The 21234-nt window shown below is 54.3% G+C and carries 18 protein-coding genes; 4 read left to right on the top strand and 14 right to left on the bottom strand.

The features are described from left to right. On the top strand, positions 1-392 hold a 392-nt coding region (locus INT22_RS21640), incomplete at its 5' end, for a DUF1190 domain-containing protein (RefSeq protein ID WP_226912941.1). 62 nt (positions 393-454) lie between these two features. Continuing rightward, a complete protein-coding gene (locus tag INT22_RS19480) occupies positions 455-1642 on the top strand; it encodes a glutathionylspermidine synthase family protein (protein WP_193059874.1) in 1188 nt (395 codons plus the stop codon). 12 nt (positions 1643-1654) lie between these two features. On the opposite strand, the gene lysS is transcribed toward INT22_RS19480, so the two are convergent. From lysS to INT22_RS19495, 3 genes are all read right to left on the bottom strand, one after another. After that, positions 1655-3169, bottom strand: coding sequence for a lysine--tRNA ligase (lysS, locus tag INT22_RS19485; RefSeq protein WP_193068769.1), 1515 nt, complete (start codon positions 3167-3169; stop codon positions 1655-1657). 35 nt (positions 3170-3204) lie between these two features. Further along, positions 3205-4303, bottom strand: a protein-coding gene (prfB, locus tag INT22_RS19490; RefSeq protein WP_193059872.1) for a peptide chain release factor 2 whose coding sequence is annotated in 2 segments (ribosomal slippage) — positions 3205-4227 and positions 4229-4303 — 1098 coding nt in all. Because the reading frame shifts where the segments join, the coding sequence is not laid out codon by codon here. 234 nt (positions 4304-4537) lie between these two features. Beyond that, positions 4538-5884 (bottom strand): OmpP1/FadL family transporter, encoded by a 1347-nt coding sequence (locus INT22_RS19495; RefSeq protein WP_193059871.1) that lies wholly within the window; start codon positions 5882-5884, stop codon positions 4538-4540. Between the two features lie 275 nt (positions 5885-6159). On the opposite strand from INT22_RS19495, the gene INT22_RS19500 reads away from it, so the two are divergent. Then, a complete protein-coding gene (locus INT22_RS19500) occupies positions 6160-6603 on the top strand; it encodes a MerR family transcriptional regulator (protein WP_193059883.1) in 444 nt (147 codons plus the stop codon). Continuing rightward, positions 6570-9116 (top strand): heavy metal translocating P-type ATPase, encoded by a 2547-nt coding sequence (locus INT22_RS19505; RefSeq protein WP_193059870.1) that lies wholly within the window; start codon positions 6570-6572, stop codon positions 9114-9116. The genes INT22_RS19500 and INT22_RS19505 overlap by 34 nt, the downstream gene beginning before the upstream one ends. Positions 9117-9196: 80 nt before the next feature. On the opposite strand, the gene INT22_RS19510 is transcribed toward INT22_RS19505, so the two are convergent. From INT22_RS19510 to rimM, 11 genes are all read right to left on the bottom strand, one after another. Beyond that, positions 9197-10663, bottom strand: a complete 1467-nt coding sequence (locus INT22_RS19510) for a cytochrome P450 (protein WP_193059869.1) — start codon at positions 10661-10663, stop codon at positions 9197-9199. Positions 10664-10834: 171 nt separating this feature from the next. Further along, positions 10835-11449, bottom strand: coding sequence for a YitT family protein (locus tag INT22_RS19515; protein ID WP_193059868.1), 615 nt, complete (start codon positions 11447-11449; stop codon positions 10835-10837). A gap of 123 nt (positions 11450-11572) precedes the next feature. Beyond that, positions 11573-12805 carry a glycosyltransferase gene (locus tag INT22_RS19520; RefSeq protein WP_193059867.1) on the bottom strand — a complete coding sequence of 411 codons (1233 nt, stop codon included), beginning with the start codon at positions 12803-12805 and terminating at the stop codon, positions 11573-11575. Positions 12806-12878: 73 nt separating this feature from the next. Beyond that, positions 12879-14678, bottom strand: a complete 1800-nt coding sequence (locus tag INT22_RS19525) for a single-stranded-DNA-specific exonuclease RecJ (RefSeq protein WP_193059866.1) — start codon at positions 14676-14678, stop codon at positions 12879-12881. Positions 14679-14684: 6 nt separating this feature from the next. Then, positions 14685-16073 (bottom strand): threonine synthase, encoded by a 1389-nt coding sequence (thrC, locus tag INT22_RS19530; protein WP_193059865.1) that lies wholly within the window; start codon positions 16071-16073, stop codon positions 14685-14687. 3 nt (positions 16074-16076) lie between these two features. Further along, positions 16077-17393 carry a homoserine dehydrogenase gene (locus tag INT22_RS19535; protein ID WP_089040914.1) on the bottom strand — a complete coding sequence of 439 codons (1317 nt, stop codon included), beginning with the start codon at positions 17391-17393 and terminating at the stop codon, positions 16077-16079. Positions 17394-17479: 86 nt separating this feature from the next. After that, positions 17480-18271, bottom strand: a complete 792-nt coding sequence (locus INT22_RS19540) for a DsbC family protein (protein WP_193059864.1) — start codon at positions 18269-18271, stop codon at positions 17480-17482. Beyond that, positions 18246-19127 carry a site-specific tyrosine recombinase XerD gene (gene xerD / locus INT22_RS19545; protein WP_089039267.1) on the bottom strand — a complete coding sequence of 294 codons (882 nt, stop codon included), beginning with the start codon at positions 19125-19127 and terminating at the stop codon, positions 18246-18248. The genes INT22_RS19540 and xerD overlap by 26 nt, the downstream gene beginning before the upstream one ends. A 125-nt stretch (positions 19128-19252) precedes the next feature. Then, on the bottom strand, positions 19253-19609 hold the full coding sequence (rplS, locus tag INT22_RS19550) for a 50S ribosomal protein L19 (protein WP_009724084.1): 357 nt from the start codon (positions 19607-19609) through the stop codon (positions 19253-19255). Positions 19610-19813: 204 nt separating this feature from the next. After that, complete coding sequence (gene trmD / locus INT22_RS19555) at positions 19814-20575, bottom strand: tRNA (guanosine(37)-N1)-methyltransferase TrmD (RefSeq protein WP_038486491.1); 762 nt, start codon at positions 20573-20575, stop codon at positions 19814-19816. 101 nt (positions 20576-20676) lie between these two features. Then, complete coding sequence (gene rimM, locus INT22_RS19560) at positions 20677-21222, bottom strand: ribosome maturation factor RimM (protein WP_038480970.1); 546 nt, start codon at positions 21220-21222, stop codon at positions 20677-20679. Positions 21223-21234 lie beyond the last annotated feature (12 nt).

The raw sequence follows: 21234 nt of genomic DNA on the forward strand, positions 1-21234 counted from the left end.
CGGCGTTTACGGCAGCCGTTGAAGCGGTTCCGCGCTTTGACTCCTTAGAAGCTTGCGAACAGGTACATGGCGAAGGTGCCTGTGAGCCCCCTCCCCAATCAGCTCAACAGGGGCAAGGTGGCAGTTGGTTTGGTCCCGCACTGATGGGCTATATGGTTGGCAACATGATGGCCAACCGCAATGGCGCGCGGGTACAAAGCCTGTATCAAGAGCCGGTCTACCGTACCCGCCAGAATCGCGGCGACTGGAATGCTGCGTCGTCCTCTGCTTCTTCACGGGTGGACCAACGTAACAAGGCCTTCCGCTCATCGGTTATGCAGTCCAACCAACGAGCAACTCAACGCTCTGGGTTCGGTTCGCGCTCCAGCGCACGGGGCGGATTTGGCTCCTAAGCTAACCTCCGTTCGCTTACTATCTTTCGACGCACTCACCTGCGCCAGCAAGGAGCCGTTTTATGTTGCGCGTTGCCATTACTGAACGCCCTCAATGGCGCGAACTGGCGCACCAGCTAGGGTTTCACTTCCATACTATTGAAGGGGAGCCCTACTGGACCGAGGATGCCTATTACCAGTTCACGTTGGCCCAGATCGAACAGGACATCGAGGACCCCACCGAGGCGCTGCACGAGATGTGTATGGATGCCGTTGATCGGATCTGCCAGTCTGATGCCCTGCTTCACCAGTTAAATATCCCTGAACAGATGTGGGGCGTTATTCGTGCCTCCTGGCGTAATGGCCAGCCACATCTCTATGGGCGCATGGATTTTGCCTATAGCGGTAATGGGCCTGCCAAACTGCTAGAGCTTAACTACGATACCCCCACCAGCATTTACGAGGCGGGCTTCTTTCAGTGGCTATGGCTTGAACAGGTGATCGAACAGCGCCTGCTGCCTGCCCACGCCGACCAATTCAATTCGATCCAGGAACGCATGATTGCTGCCCTCGCCCATATCGGGCAGCGCCTTGAACGCAACGGCTCAGCCTCTCCGGCACTGCACTTCGCTTCCATCAAAGCCCATGAAGAAGATCGCGCTACCGTTGCTTACCTGCAGGACTGTGCCCTACAGGCAGGGCTGAATGCTCCCTTTATCCATATCGAAGATATCGGCTATCAACCCAACACCGACCACGGCTGTTTTGTTGATCTGGAAAACCGGCCCATCCGTGCACTGTTTAAGCTCTACCCCTGGGAAGAAATGAGCGATGACGCTTTCGGTGAGCTACTGCCCATGATGCAAACTCACTGGTTCGAGCCCCCGTGGAAAGCCATCCTCAGCAATAAGGGCATTCTGCCGTTGCTATGGCAGTGGCATGAAGGCCATCCCAACCTGTTACCGGCGTATTTTGACACCAGCGATGGCACGTCGCTGACGCCCGGCTGGGTGCGCAAACCATTTTTCTCTCGGGAAGGTAGCAATATTGAGCTGATAACCACGAGCGGCCAGTACGAAGCCGTTGATGGCCCCTATACCGACAACCCGCGTATTCTGCAGGCCTACCACCCACTGCCGCGCTTTGGCGAACGGCATGCCCTGATCGGCAGTTGGGTAGTCGGTGACAAGGCGTGCGGCATTGGTATTCGTGAAGACGTTGGCAAAATCACCAAAGACTCCAGCTGCTTCGTACCGCACGCTATTGTCTAGAGCTTGTCAGCGTTACTCGCTGGCTTCGGGGCGCATCGCTGGGAACAGCAGTACGTCCCGAATAGAGGGGCTGTTGGTAAACAGCATTACTAAACGGTCAATACCAATTCCTTCACCCGCCGTTGGCGGTAAGCCATACTCCAACGCGCGCACGTAGTCGGCGTCAAAATACATCGCTTCCAGATCACCGGCATCTTTTTCGGCGGCCTGTTCGCGGAAACGTTCAGCCTGATCTTCGGCGTCATTAAGCTCCGAGAAGCCGTTGGCAATTTCTCGGCCACCGACAAAGAACTCAAAACGGTCGGTAACGAAAGGATTAGCATCGTTACGACGCGCCAGCGGGCTAACTTCTGCGGGGTATTCAGTAATGAACGTCGGCTGGTCCAGCTTTTGCTCGGCCACTTCTTCGAAGATCTCGGTCTGAACTTTACCCAGCCCCCAGCTCTCCTTCACTTTAATGCCCAGCTTTTCTGCAACCGCTTGTGCGGCTTCCAGCGTATCCAAATCCGCATCGGTGATGCCGTCGCCATGATCAAGAATCGCTTGGCGTAGTGTTAGGCGTTGGAACGGCTTCCCGAAGTCGTAGTTAGCACCTTGGTACTCGATCGTCGTCGTGCCCAGCACTTCTTGGGCCGCCGTGCGCAGCATGGCTTCGGTCATATCGAGCAGATCACGATAATCCGCGTAGGCCCAATAGAATTCGACCATGGTGAACTCAGGGTTATGTCGCGTAGATAACCCTTCGTTACGGAAATTACGGTTGATTTCAAAAACCTTCTCGAAACCACCCACCACCAGACGCTTGAGGTAAAGCTCTGGTGCAATACGCAGATACATATCAATATCCAGCGCATTATGGTGAGTAATAAATGGCCGCGCTGCCGCACCGCCGGGGATCGGCTGTAGCATCGGCGTTTCAACTTCCATAAAGCCGCGAGCTTCAAAGAAGCGGCGCATGGAGCTGATTACCGCCGCGCGAGTTTCAAATACCTTACGCGACTGCGGGTTCATGATCAGGTCTACGTAGCGCTGGCGATAACGCGCTTCCTGATCGGTCAGGCCGTGGAACTTATCCGGCAGTGGACGCAGGCTCTTGGTCAACAGCTGCGCTTCTACCATCATCACGTACAGGTCGCCCTTACCCGATTTGTGTACTGGGCCACGGGCAGCAACGATATCACCGATATCCCACCCTTTAATGTCCTCAAGCACATCAGCAGGCAAGCCCTTTTTATCTACGTAGAGCTGGATTTGGCCGGCCACATCTTGAATCACGATAAACGGGCCACGCTTACGCATGACGCGACCAGCCACCGACGCTTGATGATCAAGCGTTTCAAGCTCCGCTTTATCCTTTTCGCCCAGCAGGTTGTGTAGCTCAACCGTGAGGCTGTCACGGCGAAAATCGTTCGGGAAAGCGCTCTTACCTTGCTCAGCGGCGCGCTCACGACGAGCCGCGAGCTTGGCACGGCGCTCAGCGATTAGGTGGTTTTCGTTATCGAGAGAAGACGCGTCTTGGTTAGCCATCGGGCACCCTGTTCAATGTTCAAACGCTAAAAAAATTACAAACCCTGCTTTAGGCTAGCGACGATAAACTGATCTAAATCGCCGTCGAGCACTTTGTCACAGTTACTAGACTGAACGCCAGTGCGCAGGTCTTTGATGCGCTGATCGTCCAGTACATATGAGCGAATTTGGCTACCCCAGCCGATATCGGCTTTAGAGTCTTCCGCTTCCTGCTTGGCCGCATTGCGCTTTTGCATTTCGTGTTCCCACAACTTGGCCTTCAACTGCTTCATGGCGAAGTCGCGGTTAGCGTGCTGGCTGCGCTGATTCTGACATGCCACCACGATACCGCTGGGCTCGTGAGTAATCCTCACCGCTGAGTCGGTGGTGTTAACGTGCTGACCACCTGCACCGCTGGAGCGGTAGGTGTCTACGCGCAGATCAGAGGGATTAATTTCAACCTCAAAGCTGTCGTCAATTTCCGGCGACAAAAATACCGATGCAAACGACGTGTGACGACGGCCGCCAGAATCAAACGGGCTTTTACGCACTAAACGGTGAACACCTGTTTCGGTGCGCAACCATCCGAAGGCATAGTCCCCTTGAATATGCAGCGACGCCGATTTAATGCCTGCTACTTCGCCAGCAGAAATTTCGATAATCTCTGCTTTGAAACCGTGGCTCTCTGCCCAGCGTAAGTACATACGCAGCAGGATATTCGCCCAGTCCTGAGCTTCGGTACCGCCCGACCCCGACTGAATATCCAGATAGGCGTTGTTCTCATCCATTTCACCGGAAAACATGCGACGAAACTCGAGTTTCTCCAGTGCCACTTGCAGACCATCGAGCTCTTTGCGCACCTCATCAACGGTGCCTTCATCCTCTTCCATCTCAGCAAGTTCAAGCAGGTCGCGGCTGTCAGCCAAGCCCTGATCAAGCTCATCGATGGTGGCGACAATCGCTTCAAGCGATGAGCGCTCTTTACCCAGTTTCTGGGCATAGTCTGGATCATTCCAGACATTAGGGTCTTCAAGTTCGCGGGAGACTTCTTCTAGCCGATCTTTGCGTTCGGCATAGTCAAAGATACCCCCTAAGAACGTCTGTCCGCTCAGACAGGTCCTTAATCTGGTTATGAATCGGGTTAGTTTCCAACATGGATCGCCTAGCCTTGGTCAGTATCGCACGGTTCAAAAGAGACAGGCGCCGCTGGGGCAGCTAAGCGCCTAGGCTTACAAATGCCAACGCTAGCCGCCCCAGCGGCGAAATTCTGAGACGCATTGTAACGAAAGCCAACGCTTACCGCACCCACCCTGAAAAAGGATCGCCATGCAAAAAAACCCGGCTTACGCCGGGTTTATAGGTAAAACGACTCAAACAGTCAGCTTATGATCAGAAACGATAGGTAAGCTGAGCACCGAAGCCATGGGCTTCGTTTTTGTAGTCTGCTGAGTAGTTAGAGGTAATCGGCGGTGTTTGCTGCCCTGCCACGGTGAAGCTGTCGGTTTTGGTTTGATCAACCTGGGTGCTGCGCTCGGTAAGGTACGAGTAGGCAACGTCCAAGGTTAAATCAGGCGTGGGGCTCCAGCCTGCACCAATTGAGAAAATTCGGCGGTCGTCAGAGGGAATACGTACACTGCGCGTGGCATCTTGAGTGGGTGTAAAGTCCAGTGCGACCCCGGCACGTAGCGCCAGTGTAGGTGTTAACTGATACTCGCCACCCGTAGAGAACGCCCACGCATTAGAGTAGTTCTGCTGTTCGTTGGTAATCTCACCACGCTCAGTACCGGTGACCAAGATCTGGTCAAAGCGACTCCAGCGTGCCCAGGAAACACCGAACATCAGCTTCAGCTTGTCGCTCATTTGCTGAGTCAGCGAGAAGTTGACTGTTTCAGGCGTTGTTAAATCCAACGCTGCCGTATCTGTTACTGTACCAACCCCTAGCTGATCCAACACAGGTGAGTTCGCCGCAAAGCTGCCTTCTAGATTGAAATCTACTTTTGAGCGGTACGTTAAACCAAGGGTAGTTTCAGGTGCTGGCTGATAAATGATACCCAAGTTATAGCCCCAGGCCTCATCATCACCTTCTACACGTGAATCCACTTCAGAAAGACCCATCGGTGTTGCCACTGGCACCTGACGGCGAAGCTCGCCTTCTACGCGGTTATAGGTAAGGCCAGCACCAACAGACCACTGTTCGTTGAAGCGATAAGAGACCGTTGGCTGAGCCGTCATCACTTTTACTTCGGTGTAATTGCCCTGGTTACGCCCCTGAAAGTCATTTTCGTATTCGGTTTGAGAACCAAATGGCGCGTAGACGCCAAAACCGAATGCCAGCTGCTCGTTAACAGGGTGTGCATAAAAGGCGAAGGGAACTAATGTGCCTGGCACCATATCGCCATCGTTAGAGCCTGCCACTGGCAACGTATCTGTCGCGCCTCCTGTCGCCTGCAGGAAAGCGGGGCTACTCTGCGAGGCACGGACATTAGAAATGTCGCTATTCACGTTTAGGAACGTGCCACCTACTGTAATTTGGGCACGGTCAAGAAACGACATACCCGCTGGGTTGCCGTACACAATAGTTGCATCATGCACATTTGAGCTACGTCCTGCATGGCCATACCCCTGTCCGCTGACGCTCTGCTCATTGATTTGATAACCACCTGCTTGCGCCTGACTGGCAAAAGCGACTGATGCTACTGCGGCCGCCAAGGTGAGCTTTTTAAATTTATTATGCATAGTGGGCCTCTCTTCCCAATGATCCGATGGATACTCCCATCCACCTTCTTTGTTCTGACACCCCCAGTTTTCGCCCAATGACCGCTTGGGATCAAGGGCAAACGAGCGTTTTATTTCGGTTTTGGCTTATACATTAGTCGAACGGTTGTTTTAAATCAGTGTTTTAGTCATTTTGACTCAAGGCACCAATATCGCTTGACCTATGTGTTACCCATAGGTTTTACACTAAAAAACATCACAACTTCCACGCAGAGGGCGTTATGCAGCCTGGAACGATGAAGGTCAGCGAACTTGCCAAACGCGGTAGCGTTACCGCAGAAACAGTTCGTCATTACACCCGTGAGGGGTTGCTGGTACCAACACGCCACCCTGAGAACGGCTACCAGTTATTTTCAACCACTGACTTAGAGCGACTGCACTTTATTCAACGAGCACGCAAGCTCGGCTTTAGCGTGGCTGAGATTCGCGACATCCTGACTCAGGCCGATCAAGGCGACTCCCCATGTCCATTGGTGCGCGATCTGCTCACCCACCGGCTACCGCAAATCCGCGCACGCATTGCCGAGCTTGAAGCGCTCGCCCAACGCATGGAACAGGCACTAGAGAGCTGGCAGCACATGCCCAATGGCATACCAGACGGTCATAGCCTATGTCGTTTAATTGAGAGTTTTCCCGAGGAGGCACCATGCAGTCACACACCCTGCAGCCACAAACACTGAGTCGCAGCGTGCCGGGCATGACCTGCCAGGGCTGCGTTAAGCGCATGCGCGAGGCGGTTCAAGCCGTTGATCCTAACGCCTACGTAGAAGGCTTTCCCGCAGAAAAACGCTTGGAAGTTACCAGTACGTTAGAAAACGATGCGCTGGATAGCACGTTAAGTGAAGCGGGTTATCCGCCGAGTGCCCCTAGCGGCGAGACTCAACCACCGACAGAAAGTGATCCTGCGCCAACGGTCGATAAAGGTAACGACAAACAGGCGGCTGAAAATGAGACGCTCACCAGCGCGCCTCAGCAGAGGCTGTTGATTAGTGGCATGACCTGCGCAGGCTGTGTGAATAGCGTCGAAAAAGCGTTGGCCAACACCCCGGGCGTTACCGATGCCTCGGTGAACTTTGGCACCCATACCGCCCAAGTAACCGGCAAGGTTGAGCGCGAGGCTCTGATTAACGCTGTGGCGGCAGCAGGCTATAGCGCCGAGCCCATTGTCGACATGCGCGAGGCCGAACGCATTCGTGAGTCTCAAGAAGCAGCAACCTATCGCCAACGCCTGCGCGGCAGCATGCTGTCATTAGCGCTGGCTATTCCGCTCATGCTGAGCATGTTTGTTTACCACCCGCACCCCATGGGGATGGGCCGTCTTTATTGGCTGGTCATTGGCCTGCTTACCCTGGCTATTTTGGCATTTCCAGGGCGGCACTTTTTTACCAACGCTTGGAAACAGTTCAAGCTCCACCAGGCCAATATGGATACGCTCGTGGCCATGGGCACAGGTACCGCCTGGCTGTATTCGATGATGGTCGTGGCGTTTGCTCCTTGGCTACCCGAGGTCGCTCAAGGCATCTACTTTGAAGCATCGGCCATGGTGGTGGGGCTCATCCTGCTCGGCAATGCCATGGAGTTACGTGCCCGTGGACGCACCAGCAGTGTATTAAAACGCTTGCTAGACCTGCAGGAGAAAACAGCCCGCGTGATCCGTAATGGCCAAGAACAGGAGTTGCCTGTTGACGACGTAGCGATAGACGATCATATCCGCGTACGACCCGGCGAACGACTGCCAGTGGATGGCATCGTACTCGATGGTCAAAGCTATATTGATGAATCCATGCTGACCGGTGAACCGCTACCCGTTCATAAAAACGCGGATGACGATGTCAGCGCAGGGACTGTTAACGGCAATGGCAGCTTGGTCTATCGCGCCACTCGTGTGGGCAGCGACACCCGTTTGGGTCGTATAACCGAACAGGTCGCCAGCGCACAAAACTCCCGTCCGCCAATTGGCGAATTGGCCGATAAGGTATCGGGAATTTTTGTTCCCAGCGTGATGATCATCGCCGTACTAACCGCGCTAATCTGGTTTAACATCGGCCCCGCTCCCGTGATGATCCATATGCTGGTGACTGCCACCACGGTGCTGATTATCGCCTGTCCCTGCGCATTAGGGCTGGCAACACCGATTTCCACCATGATTGGGGTGGGTAAAGCCGCCGAGCACGGTGTATTGGTAAGAAGTGGTGAAGCGCTACAGACCGCCAGCCAAATCACCACCTTAGTGGTGGACAAAACCGGTACATTGACTGAGGGCAAGCCTCAAGTGACCGATGCGACTGTGCTACATAGTGATGCCTCGCAAGTGCTCGCTTGGGTAGCCGCTTTGGAAAGCCGTTCGGAGCATCCGTTAGCTAATGCCTTAACAGCTTATGCAGAAGCGCATAATGCCCCTGCTGAAACACTGGATACGTTTGATAGCGTCACCGGTGGCGGTGTGAAAGGTAGCACCCAAGCAGGCGACTCACTGCTGCTGGGCAATGCTCGCCTACTTGAAGAGGCTGGCGTGGACCTAACCCCTGCCGAAGAGAGCGTACGCCAGCTAGAGGCGAAAGCACGCTCATTGGTATACCTGGCAGCCAATGGCAAGCTAGCCGCTCTATTCGGCATCAGTGACCCGCTGCGTGCTGACGCGGCTGCCGCAGTGAAACGCTTACAAGAAGATGGCTTAACCGTCGTCATGCTTACTGGAGATAATCAACACACCGCGGCCGCCGTGGCAAGGGAAGTGGGCATTAGCGAGTTTAGAGCAGGCATGACGCCAGATGATAAACACGCAGAAATTGAGCGTCGCCAGCAGGCAGGAGAGGTCGTAGGCATGGTGGGGGATGGCATCAACGATGCCCCAGCACTGGCTCGTGCCAACGTTGGCTTTGCCATCGGCCAGGGCACCGACATCGCTATGGAGAGCGCCGGGATTACCTTGATGCGCGGTTCGCTGCATGGTGTGGCTACTGCTATCGAGTTAAGCCGGGCGACGCTCACCAACATCAAACAAAACCTAGTCGGAGCCTTTGGCTATAACGTACTGTGCATCCCGATTGCTGCGGGCGTGCTTTACCCCTTCACCGGCATGCTGCTGTCACCCATCATTGCCGGTGCGGCCATGTCGCTATCGTCAATCACCGTGGTGAGCAACGCCAACCGCTTACGGCTTTGGAAACCCGCCCAACAGGAGGCCTCATGAGCCTATTGATCAACCTGGCAGGAATCGGTCTTATCGCCGCTATCGTATGGTGGTTTTGGCTTAGCGCCTGATAAGTAATTTCAACGTGGCTGTAGCATCATTGGTAGGCCGCCTTGTGGGCGTAATGTCAGTCGACATTCAATGCTCACTTGGTGGCCTTTCACTAGTTTAGGCGTGAAATGTTGTGCCAATGTTGCCAAGCAGAGAACACCTTCATAAAGCCCAAAGCGCTTGCCGAGACAAACACGTGGCCCCACGCTAAAGGGTAGATAAGCAAATTTGTCTGGACGTGGAGCCTCTGGAAGAAAACGCTCAGGTACAAAATGATCGGGCGCTTCCCACAATTTACGGTGCCGGTGCAGCAGCCAAGGGGATACGAGCAAAACGGTTCCCTCGCGCACATCGCGATTGCGCACCTTATCCTCCCCACGCGCTTGTCGGCTCAGCATGGGTACCGGTGGATATAGCCGCATGGCTTCCTCAAATACCGCCATTGTATAAGGCAGCTTAGCGACATCTGCATAGCAGGGTGTTCTACCACCGAGCACGTCATCAAGTTCATGCTGCAGGCGCGCCATAGCCTGAGGGTCATAATCAAGCAGATACCAACACCACGCCAATGCGTTAGCCGTCGTTTCATGCCCTGCCATAAACATGACAATCGCTTCATTACGCACCGCTTTTCGGCCCATCGGACAGCCATTATCTCCGCCATCTTTCATAGACGTCATAAAGCTCTCAATCAGGCTATGCTGTCCTTGCCCTGATCTGTGCGTATGACGATCAATAATACGGTCAATAATTTCATGCACTTGTTTTGCTGAATAGCGCGTACGCGATCGTCGCAGTGGATTACCTAGCAAGCTTAAAAATGGCAATCCCAGCATATTGGCCATATCTAAATGCTCAGAATGACGCTGATATTCGGTAAAGCCAGCCACCACCTGCTCTGCTTCTTCGTCGGTGGTGTCATCCCCAAAAATCGTTCGGCCAATGATACGCGCGGTTAAATGCGCCATCTCAGTCAGCATATCAATAGGCGTATCCGATGGATGCTGGGCCCATCGCTTGGCAGTCTCCTCCGCCGAGGCGGTCATGGTGGTACAGAAACCGGGTAACAGAGCGTTGGTTAGCGATGGCGCGCACTGGCGTCGGCGCTGGCGCCACAAATCGCCATCGCTGACAAACAATCCATCATCAAGAAGCGGTTCCAGCGCACGGCGCATTTGCGGACTTTTACGATCATAGTTGTCGTGCTGCTCAAGGAAAACGCGACGAACCGTATCGGGGCTATTACACAGAACATAGTCTTGCTTCATCAGCGCCATGCGCGAGGTACGTATTGAGTAATCTTCCTCCCGCCAGACCGAAAGCAAATTGTGCTGCGCTAAACGCAAGCGATGCACGATGCCTTTACTGGCTGAAACAGGCGTTACCTTGACCGGAGGTTCCAACCCCTTAGCCCGGTTCAATGCCTCAGAAAGCCCCAGATGATCATTCGCACTTTGTGTTGTTACCGCTTTGCATAAAACACTATCGTGGTGCATTGTCCCCTGCCCTACTATTTATATGTTTGGAAGCCGACTCTTATTCGCGGGACATACTTTTTAACTAAATTTAACGACGTCTACCTTAACAGGAACAGCCGGCTTGGCGCATCGACGGTTAGTTACCCTGCTTGATAAGAAATCTCTAGCGACCTGTCTCGTTAGTTCTATTTAACTAACACCGATATACCGCCCTGGTTTGTGATTCAAGGCAATAATCAAATTCAGCGTCAGTGCCCCCAACACGGAGTAACCCACGCGGTCTAGCGGTAGCTGGGTCAGTGCCACCAGCAAAATTAGCCCATCGATACCCAACTGCACATAGCCTGCCCGCAGGCCGTGCTTTTCTTGCAGATAGAGCGCGAGAATATTAATTCCCCCAAGGCTGGTTCGATGCCGGAACAACATCAACATACCTATGCCCATTAAAGCGCCCCCCATCAACGCAGCGTACAGCGACGGAACATTGGCGAACTGTACCCAACCTTGGGTGAGTTCAGAGAACAACGACACGAGACCGATAGCAGCAAACGTGCGCAGCGTAAAACTCCACCCCATGCGCTTAATGGCCAAATAGTAAAAGGGTACATTGATGGCAAAAAACCAGAAGCCAAATCCCCACCCAGTCACGTAATTCAGCAGTAATGCCAGCCCAGCGGTGCTGCCAGTGATTAATACCGAGTGGGTATAAAATGCCACCCCTAAAGCAACAAACAGCGTGCCGAGTACCATGGCCATCATATCTTCATAGTATTTATGCGGATCTGTAGGCAGATCGTCCCGCATGAGTCTATCCTTTTGTAAAAGTATTCAAGCACTTATTCCAAGAGATTCTGCAACGTCAGTGGCCTAACAGAGAATCACCGGGCAGGGAAAACGTCGTTCTGGCGCTCAATAGCTCTGATTTCATCAACGCCCCAGAGCCCTCTCTAATATATCGGCAGCATTGGCTGCCCCGTTTGCTTTTTGCACGGCGCTTGAAAAACGCTGGGCAGATTGACGAAATACTGGCTCATGCATTAGTCGCTCTAGCTGTCGCACCAATTTATTGGGATTAATTCTACGCACTGACATCTGCAAGCCGAATTTTTGGCGCACGCCAATTTGAGCATTGAGACGCTGCTCATAGTGGGCAGGCAGCGCCAGCATTGGCACACCCGCCGCTAAAGACTGATACATACTGCCATTGCCACCGTGATATAGCATTGCTCGAGCATGAGCCAAGAGCTGCGAGCCAGGCGCATAGCGCGTAAAACGGAAATTACTCGGGGCAGCGTTCATCACCTCTTCGCTTACCTGACCACCGGTGGTCACCATAAAACGGTAAGGCAGCGCTCCCAAGGTGGGATACGTGCTGCGCAGGAAGTGCTCTAACAACCCGGTTGAGCCCATGGTGATATAAATATTGGGCGTGCCATCTTGGAGTTCATCAAACCAGTCAGGTAATGGGGCCGTTAGATCTGGGGAGATCGGCCCTACCATATGATAATCGCGAAACCGTTTAGGCAAGCTGTAGAGCCCTGGCAAATCAGGCGAAATCATTGGCATGTGATAGAGCATGTCAAAGGCATTTCGGTCTGGCCGCTGATACTTCTGGTAAAGTCGCCGCCGAATACCAGACAGTAAATAGCGGTCTAAGCCTTTAGCAGCGTAGTAGGTCGGTGTTGGCGGCGTTAACAGTCTCGCGGCATAGCCATTCATTATGCCAGCACACGGGACGCCGGCAATGTACGCAGCAGTACTGGCACTTACCGTGGCATCCCCCACCACTAAATCAGGTTTGACCTGTTCGATAGCCTGCAATTGGGACTCGATAATCTTGGTCAGAGGCGCCCAATAGCGTAGGTGCACCATATCCCAAAAGGAGGCTTTCCAGCCAAGGCGTTGAAAGCGTATCCATATATCGGGAAGATTCGGCTCCCGAGCATAGATAAGAGGGAACCCTGCTTCCTGAACAAGGCTCAAGCGAGAGCTGGGATGGTTAGGATCATCACCCGCGAAAATCACCTCGTGCCCACGTTGGCGCAGCACGTTGGCTATCTCGATGCAACGCACTGTATGCGCAAGCACCCACCCCAGCGGGAAAAACAGGATACGTGACGGTCTGGCAGCCACATGGCTACCACTAAGCGAGTCTGACATACCAAGTTTCCTGTCTTATTCAACCATCAAACGATGTTGTCCACTGACTAAAATCCGCGAATAGCAAAGAGGATTAGACAGGGCTGGCGTGTTCTACCATCAACTGCAATGACTCTCGACCTCGCCAGCGGTTGCGATTGAGCTTATAGGCGCAGTGCAGCGTGTCGCCCACGCTAAATGAGGGGAGCTCCCCTGGCGTTAACGCCCGGAACCAAATCGCTTTGCTGGTCACCGCGCCCATGGAAAGTTCCATCATCAGGTGAGAACCTTCAGCACCGACTGGGCGTAGTGCTTCAACAATAAAGCGCCCTTCAAATAGTGGCGGGTCAAACTCACGCCCGTAAGGGCCAAGCGCTTCAACTTCGCTTAGCGTTAACAGAGATAGCTGCGACGTAGAGAGCTCGCCATCTGTCCATAGCCGCGGGTAAAGCGGTGTATCGCCCAACTGCTCACCAACGGCCTGTAGAAATGCGGCTTTAAAGGCCGCTAACTGCTCTCTTGGTACGCCGACACCCGCCGCCCCACTGTGGCCACCAAAGCGCGGTAGCGACTCAGGGGCTAGCTCAAAGGTGCGTTGCAGCGCATTCCGTAGGTGCAGGCCATCAATCGAGCGACCAGAACCGGTCAACATATTGGGCGCCGCCGCGTGGGTCAGCACCAACGCGGGGCGGCCATAGGCCTGCACTAACCGCGAAGCGACAATACCTTGCACACCAGGGTGGCCATCTTCCAGCAGTACCACCACTGCAGGCTCATTAGCCTCCAGCGACGAAACGGCAAGCGCCCGCGCTTCTTCGGCCATGTCCGCTTCAATCGCCTTGCGGGACTGATTGTCTTGATCAAGCACTTCTAGCTGACGATTGGCGACACTATCGCTTTCCGCGAGCATAAAGTGTAACGCCGCATAGGGGTCATCCAGCCGTGAGCGAGCGTTAATTCGTGGCCCCATTTGGAACGCCAGCGTTTCAGCGTTAAACGGCACACTATCTGCCCCAAGCCGCGCCGCCATGGCGCGCCAACAGGCAGCGTCCATACGGTTGATCAGCGTTAATCCGTAGTTAACCACTGCGCGGTTGGCCGGACTACCGCCCAGCGAAACACAGTCCGCTACGGTGCCCAGCGCGACGTAAGAAAGCCACGGTGAGAGCTTAGGCGTTGCATCAGGCAATGCCCCCCATTCAATCAATACGCCACGGGCAAGTGACATCAAAAGCCATGCCACCATGCAACCGGCGATCGTTTTATCGGGATAGTCACAATCACTGCGTGTCGGGTTAACACAGGCATAGGCAGAAGGCGGTGGGCCTTCCAACGGCAGCGCGTGGTGGTCGCTGACCACCACATCAATACCAACGGCTTTCAAGCGTGCAATTCGCGGCTCATCTGAGCTGCCGCAGTCGGCGGTAATCACCAGCGAGGGCAGCGGTTTTAAACCAAGTGTGCGTTCCACCAGCGGCAGGCTAATGCCATAGCCATCGTGGATACGGTGGCCAATCAAACTATGTAACTTGTGTTCAGATACGCCAAACAGCTCCACCAACGTACGCCGAATCACCACATGGGAGGTGATGCCGTCCACATCGTAGTCGGTGAGAATGCCGATGGATTCCCCTTCTGCCACTGCCTGGGCAATACGTTCAGCGGCACGGCGGCCATCGGCTAGCTTTTCTGGATGCACCAAGTAGCGCAAGCTCGGCGCCACCAGTGGTGCGAGCTCGCCCTTATAGCCCGGCAATCGTGAGGCCAATAGCCGTGCTTGTAGCTCGCTTAAGCCTTCCGCTTGGGCACGCACATAGATAGCCTCGTCCAGTTGACGAGGCTCTAAGCGTGGCTGATTGGCGTTCTGCTGGGTGAGTGCTGGTTCGTCGGCCATGACGCCTCAGCGCCGATTGTCAGCGACAAACTGCTGCACGGCACTCAGCTCAGCAGGCAGCACCGTGTAACGCTCTTCGCGCTCAAGCAAATCATCCATATGAGTGGGTAACGGCACACCCTGGAAGCCTGCCTTAACCACGGCTTCAGCGAATTTTGCCGGATGCGCGGTAGCCAGTGTAATCACCGGCGTCGTGGTATCCACGCGTGCGCGCTCTGCAGCGCGATAGCCAGTGGCCGTATGGGGGTCAAGGATCTCCCCAGTACGGTGATGAGCTTCACGAATGACTTCCAGAATGGTCGCATCATCAACGCTATGGCTAGCGAATTTTTCGCGCAGCTTGGCCAGAGGTGCATCGGCAAGCGCCGTAGGCTCTTGCTGGAAGCGTTCTAGTAGCGCTGCCACAGCGGCACCATCGCGGTCGTAAGCATCAAACAGCAAACGCTCAAAGTTTGACGAAACAACGATGTCCATTGACGGCGCAAGGGTCGCTGCCAACTCTTTCTTGGAGAAATCATTGGCGGCAAGCGTGCGATGCAGAATGTCGTTGGCATTAGTGGCAATAATGAACTGCTTCACCGGCAGCCCCATCTTAAACGCCATGTAGCCTGCGAAGACGTTACCGAAGTTAGCCGACGGAACGCAGAAGCTCACTTCTCGCTGAGGCGCGCCCAATGCAACACCAGCGGCGATGTAGTAAACGATCTGCGCCATGATGCGCGCCCAGTTGATCGAGTTCACCGCCACTAAGCGCGTGCCATTCAGGAAATCCTGATTAGCAAAGCTCGCCTTCACCATTGCCTGGGCATCATCAAAATTGCCTTCGATAGCAATATTGAAGACGTTGTTGGCTAGCACCGACGTCATCTGGCGGCGCTGTACTTCAGACACGCGGTTATGCGGGTGGAGAATAAAAATATCGAGGTTATCGCAGTGGCGACAGCCTTCAATGGCCGCGGAGCCGGTATCCCCAGAGGTCGCGCCCATAATGACGGCACGTTCACCACGCTTTTTCAGGAAATGATCCAGCAGCCGCCCTAGCAGCTGCAGCGCGACATCTTTAAACGCCAGCGTTGGGCCGTGGAACTGCTCTAGCAGAAAGTGATTGGCATCCAACTGCTTTAACGGCACAACAGCGTCATGATTGAACGTGGCGTAAGCTTCTGTCACCAAGCGACGGAAGGTCTCGTCGTCAATTTCACCATTTACAAACGGCTTCATGACCCGAAAAGCAATCTCGGCGTAGGAAAGGCCAGCCATGCTGGCCAGCTCTTGCTTAGAAAACTCGGGCAGCGTTTCCGGCACATAAAGTCCGCCGTCGCTGGCCATTCCAGTTAACACGACCTCTTCAAAGGAGAGCGCGGGCGCTTGGCCACGCGTGCTGATATAACGCATGAGTTATTCCCCTTCGCTCAGACTTTCAACGCGAATACGGGTAACCGGCCCAGCAATATCCGCCATGGACTCGATTTCACGGATAGCATCGTTCATCTGTTTCTCTTTTGTGCGATGCGTCAGCAAAATGATCGGCACCAACTCCCCTTCAGTAGCCTCTTTCTGGATCAGCGCTTCAATAGAGATGCCCTGCTCGGCCAGAATGGTGGCAACACGCGCCAACACACCCGGGCGATCCACCGCCAACAGACGCAGATAATACGCGGTGGTAATATCTTCCATCGGCATAATCGGCAGTTGACTGGCATCATCGTCGATGCCGCTAAACGCTAGGTAAGGCACCCGGTAGTGGTGGTCCGTGGCGATATCACGGGCAACATCCAGAAGGTCGGCTACGACGGCAGACGCTGTCGGCTCAGCACCGGCGCCAGCGCCGTAGTAAAGTGTTGGACCAACCGCATCACCCATCACCGCAATCGCATTTTTAACGCCGTGCACATTCGCCAGCAGGCGCTCTTTAGGAATCAACGTCGGGTGAACTCGGAGCTCTAGCCCTTGATCAGTCCGTTTAGAGATGCCCAGATGCTTAATCACGTAACCCAGGTTATCGGCCTGCTCGACGTCTTCTGCAGTAATGCGAGAAATACCTTCGGTGAAGGCTTTATCAAACTGCAGCGGCACGCCATAGGCAATTGACGCCAGTATGGTCAATTTATGGGCAGCGTCGATACCTTCCACGTCGAAAGTGGGGTCAGACTCCGCGTAACCTAGCGCTTGAGCTTCGGCCAACACGTCTTCAAACGCGCGACCTTCATCACGCATATGGGTGAGAATGTAGTTGCCGGTGCCGTTTATGATGCCCGCCACCCACTCGATACGGTTAGCACCAAGGCCTTCGCGTAGCGATTTGATGACCGGAATACCGCCCGCCACAGCCGCCTCAAAGGCAACAATGACGCCTTTTTTGTGCGCGGCGCGGAAAATTTCATTACCGTGAACAGCAATCAAGGCCTTGTTGGCAGTCACAACGTGCTTGCCGTTTTCAATCGCCGTTAGCACCAGCTCGCGGGCGAGATCGTAGCCACCAATCAGCTCTACCAGCACATCCACGTTAGGGTTATTAGCCACCTCAAACACGTCAGAGGTCGCATTAATGCCGGTAATATCGCAGTCAGGGTGAATACTGCGGTGGGCAACCTGCTCAATCACAATCGGGCGGCCAGCACGACGGCTAATGTCATCAGCGTTACGTGTTAAGACGTTAAATGTACCGCCACCGACCGTACCTAACCCACAAATGCCTACTCTTACCGGTTTCAAAATACTTCCCCTTTCGTGATGGGCACCCATAGGTGCCGCCTCTTAAATCAGTGTCTCAGCGCTATCGTTCGTCACTACTCGTGACGTTATTCGTCTTCCAAGCCTAACATGCTAACGAGCCGGTCGGGGGGTACAAACCCTGGCACCATTTTCCCGTCGGGCAACACAATCGCAGGCGTCCCCTGCACGCCCACAGCTTTACCTAATTCGTACTGATCGGCAACGGGGTTATCGCAGTTTGCCGATGCCGCAAGCGTTTGGCCTTGTTTAGCTTGAGTCATGGACTCGCTACGGTTATCCGAACACCACACTTGCTCAAGCGTCGTCGCAGCACCACTTCCCATGCCTGCGCGTGGAAAGGCCATATAGTGCACTGCAATGCCGCGCTCGTTAAGCTCAGGCACCGTTTCATGTAGGCGCTCGCAGTATGGGCAGGTAGGGTCCGTAAACACAATTACCGTGGCTTTCGGCTCACCCACACCTTGAAAAACGACTCGCTCGCTCGCTGGAATGGCAGCCAGCACTGTAGCCCTTTCCTGGTTACGCGCCTGCTCGGTTAAGTTAACCAAACCATTATCCGCGTTTTGATAGAGGTCCCCTACCAAAAAGTGGCTGCCATCGGCATTGGAGTAAAAAGACTCCCCACTTTCCAGGATTACGTGATACACCCCATCCATTGGCGTTTCGTTTACCTGCTCCACCGGCATTGACTGGCCATTAACTTGTAAATTCTCCATCAGCTGCTCGGACACGGCATCAGCACTGGCAACAGCAGGCAGTAAGCACCCCGCCAGCGCCAGCCAAGAAGCACAGGATTTAGCAACTAAAGACATACGTTGATGCATTGTATCTTCAACCTCGCGGATGGTGTTCGGCATGCAGTTGCTCCAGGCGCGCCTGGGCAACATGGGTATAAATTTGCGTTGTAGATAGATCGCTATGACCTAACAACAGCTGTACGACCCGCAAATTAGCACCATGATTCAATAAATGGGTCGCAAATGCGTGGCGTAACGTGTGAGGCGACAAGGGTCGAGTAATACCTGCAGTGATAGCGTGGGCTTTTATACGGTGCCAAAACGTTTGCCGGGTCATGGCTTTATCTGCCCGCCCTGGAAACAGCGCGGGCCGTGTAGGATCTTGCATCAACGCGGGCCGCGCCGTTTTTAGGTAACGCTCTACCCACTCGGCCGCTTCTTCACCCATTGGCACCAGTCGATCTTTATCGCCCTTGCCTCTGACACGAACAACCCCTTGGCGAAGATTGACCGCATCGCCAGTCAATCCAACCAGCTCCGACACGCGTAGCCCGCAGGCATACAGCAGCTCAAGCATGGTGCGGTCGCGAACGCCAAGCGAGGTGTTGATATCAGGGGCGAGCAACAGACGCTCAACCTCTTCCTCTTCCAGGGTATTCGGCAAGCTAGGGCGTACCCGCGGCAGCGCCACATTGGCCAATGGGTCGCTAGCGATATGCCCATAAAGCCGTGCCCAACGGTAAAAACTGCGCAGCGACGAGAGTAGCCGTGCATTACTGCGTAGTTGATAGCCCTGTTCTCGACGTACTTCCAACCACTCGCTAAAACGCTCTGATGAGGGAGTTAACAGTGTTTCTCCCGCACTTTCGAGCTGCTGCTGCCAAGCAGTTAAGTCATGCCGGTAGGCCGCTAACGTATGGTCGCTTGCCCCTTGCTCTAACCATAAGGCATCTAGATAGGCATCTATCACGCTCATAGGCTAACGGTCTCTTGACGGTGGTACCACACAAACAAAAACCCCGCCCCGCAAAGCGGTGACGGGGTCTTGGTATCCGAGCGCGACGCATGTCAAAACAGCGTGCGCCCGTGAAAAAGTGGCAGTTAAGCCAGCTTTTCCTTGATACGCGCCGACTTGCCGCTGCGCTCGCGCAGGTAGTACAGCTTGGCTTGACGAACGTCACCGCGACGCTTGACTTCAATAGAGTCAACCAGCGGGCTGTAGGTCTGGAAAGTACGCTCAACACCAACACCGTGAGAAATTTTACGTACGGTGAAAGCGGAGTTCAGGCCACGGTTACGCTTACCGATGACCACACCTTCAAACGCCTGCAGACGCTCACGAGTACCTTCCTTTACTTTAACCTGAACGACGATGGTGTCGCCCGGTGCAAAGGCCGGAATCTCTTTGCCCATTTGCTCAGATTCGATCGCCTGGATCACCTTGTTCTTGCTGCTCATTTTCATACTCCTAAATAACGTAATGGCTTGCCACGCAGTTGTGGAAGGGGCAAACCGTGATCCCGGCGCTCGAAACGAGCTACGCGGGAGTCGTTATGGGTGACGCAGGTGCGTCGGCTAACTGTCTCATCGACTAGCTGTCTTATGGACTATCTGCCTAATTTGCCCTGCACCGCCGCTCTGTTCTATGCAATTGAAAAACAATCACTTAGTTGACAGAGCGTGTTCCTCGATAAACTCGTCTAGAAGCCGCTGTTGCTCGGCGTCCAGTGTGCGTCCTGCCAATAGATCAGGACGGCGCTGCCATGTACGGCCTAACGACTGCTTTAACCGCCAGCGCTTGATGGCCGCATGATTACCACTTAACAGCACATCAGGCACTTGTCGCCCGTCGATCGTCTCAGGACGGGTATAGTGCGGACAGTCTAACAAGCCATCATTGAACGAGTCTTCGATAGCGGAATCCTGGTGGCCCAACACACCGGGTACCAGCCGTGCCGCCGCGTCAATTAGCACCATTGCTGGCAACTCACCACCGCTCAGCACATAGTCACCAATTGACCATTCTTCATCAATGTCACTTTCCACCACGCGCTCATCAATGCCTTCATAGCGCCCAGCGACCACTACGAGAGGGCCTGCTGAGGCGAGCGCTTGAACACCCTGCTGATCCAACTTACGCCCTTGGGGCGAGAGATAGATCACGGTAGGCGATTGTCCCGTTGCTTGCTCTGCTCGTTGCCGAGCATCAAAGATAGCAGCCCGCAGGGTGTCTACCTTCATCAGCATACCGGGGCCGCCGCCGTAAGGGCGATCGTCCACGCTGCGGTGGCGGTCGGTGGCGTAATCGCGCGGATTCCAAAACTCCAGGGCAATACGCTGTTTCTCTACCGCTCGACCGACCACACCTTGTTGGGTAATCGCATCGAACATTTCTGGAAACAGCGATACCACGCCAATCCACATCGCGGGAGCATCCGTTAAGCTGCTTTCTTCACCGTTTGCTGCAGTAACAGTTGAATCAGTTACTGTGAGCTCGCTCGACAACTGCTTACTCAAACTAGCTTTCAAAACTCAGGATCCCAATTCACGACCATACGGCCATCTTCGAGGCTGATTTCAACAATTACATCATCGGGTAAGAAAGGTAGCAGTCGCTCACGCTTATCAATTGCGTCGTTATCACCGCGCACCACCATGACATCGTTTGCGCCGGTTTCAAACAGGTAACTGACCTGCCCTAACCGCTCGCCTGACTGAGTGAAGACGGTTAAGCCTTCAAGCTCATGCCAGTAATACTCATCATCGGAAAGCGTAGGCAGTGCCTCTTTCGGCATCAGAATGTCCGTTTGCGCCAGCGCTTCGGCTGCCGTTCGGTCATCAACACCTTTTAGCTGCACCACAAGACCCTTGCCTTGCCGACGTCCCTGAATCACGGTCATGCGCGTGAGGGATTCCCCTTGGCGCACCCACCATTCTGGGTATTCCATGATGCTGTCTATGGGATTGGTATAGGAGTAGACCTTAAGCCAACCTTTAATCCCGTGAGGGCTAGTTAGCTTACCAAGCACCACATGTGCGTCGTCTGTATGGCTAGTTTCAAAACGCGTCATCGACGACCGCTC

This window comes from Halomonas sp. 3D7M (assembly GCF_014897885.1).
GTDB lineage: Bacteria > Pseudomonadota > Gammaproteobacteria > Pseudomonadales > Halomonadaceae > Vreelandella.

What these genes read in the sequence shown, in the direction of transcription:
- rplS (WP_009724084.1), bottom strand. Translation starts at nt 19,609, where the DNA reads ATGAGCAGCAAGAACAAGGTGATCCAGGCGATCGAATCTGAGCAAATG.
- INT22_RS19540 (WP_193059864.1), bottom strand. Translation starts at nt 18,271, where the DNA reads ATGCCGAACACCATCCGCGAGGTTGAAGATACAATGCATCAACGTATG.
- rimM (WP_038480970.1), bottom strand. Translation starts at nt 21,222, where the DNA reads ATGACGCGTTTTGAAACTAGCCATACAGACGACGCACATGTGGTGCTT.
- INT22_RS19495 (WP_193059871.1), bottom strand. Translation starts at nt 5,884, where the DNA reads ATGCATAATAAATTTAAAAAGCTCACCTTGGCGGCCGCAGTAGCATCA.
- INT22_RS19505 (WP_193059870.1), top strand. Translation starts at nt 6,570, where the DNA reads ATGCAGTCACACACCCTGCAGCCACAAACACTGAGTCGCAGCGTGCCG.
- thrC (WP_193059865.1), bottom strand. Translation starts at nt 16,073, where the DNA reads ATGCGTTATATCAGCACGCGTGGCCAAGCGCCCGCGCTCTCCTTTGAA.
- INT22_RS19510 (WP_193059869.1), bottom strand. Translation starts at nt 10,663, where the DNA reads ATGCACCACGATAGTGTTTTATGCAAAGCGGTAACAACACAAAGTGCG.
- INT22_RS19515 (WP_193059868.1), bottom strand. Translation starts at nt 11,449, where the DNA reads ATGCGGGACGATCTGCCTACAGATCCGCATAAATACTATGAAGATATG.
- lysS (WP_193068769.1), bottom strand. Translation starts at nt 3,169, where the DNA reads ATGGCTAACCAAGACGCGTCTTCTCTCGATAACGAAAACCACCTAATC.
- INT22_RS19525 (WP_193059866.1), bottom strand. Translation starts at nt 14,678, where the DNA reads ATGGCCGACGAACCAGCACTCACCCAGCAGAACGCCAATCAGCCACGC.
- xerD (WP_089039267.1), bottom strand. Translation starts at nt 19,127, where the DNA reads ATGAGCGTGATAGATGCCTATCTAGATGCCTTATGGTTAGAGCAAGGG.
- INT22_RS19500 (WP_193059883.1), top strand. Translation starts at nt 6,160, where the DNA reads ATGAAGGTCAGCGAACTTGCCAAACGCGGTAGCGTTACCGCAGAAACA.
- INT22_RS19520 (WP_193059867.1), bottom strand. Translation starts at nt 12,805, where the DNA reads ATGTCAGACTCGCTTAGTGGTAGCCATGTGGCTGCCAGACCGTCACGT.
- INT22_RS19480 (WP_193059874.1), top strand. Translation starts at nt 455, where the DNA reads ATGTTGCGCGTTGCCATTACTGAACGCCCTCAATGGCGCGAACTGGCG.
- trmD (WP_038486491.1), bottom strand. Translation starts at nt 20,575, where the DNA reads ATGTGGATTGGCGTGGTATCGCTGTTTCCAGAAATGTTCGATGCGATT.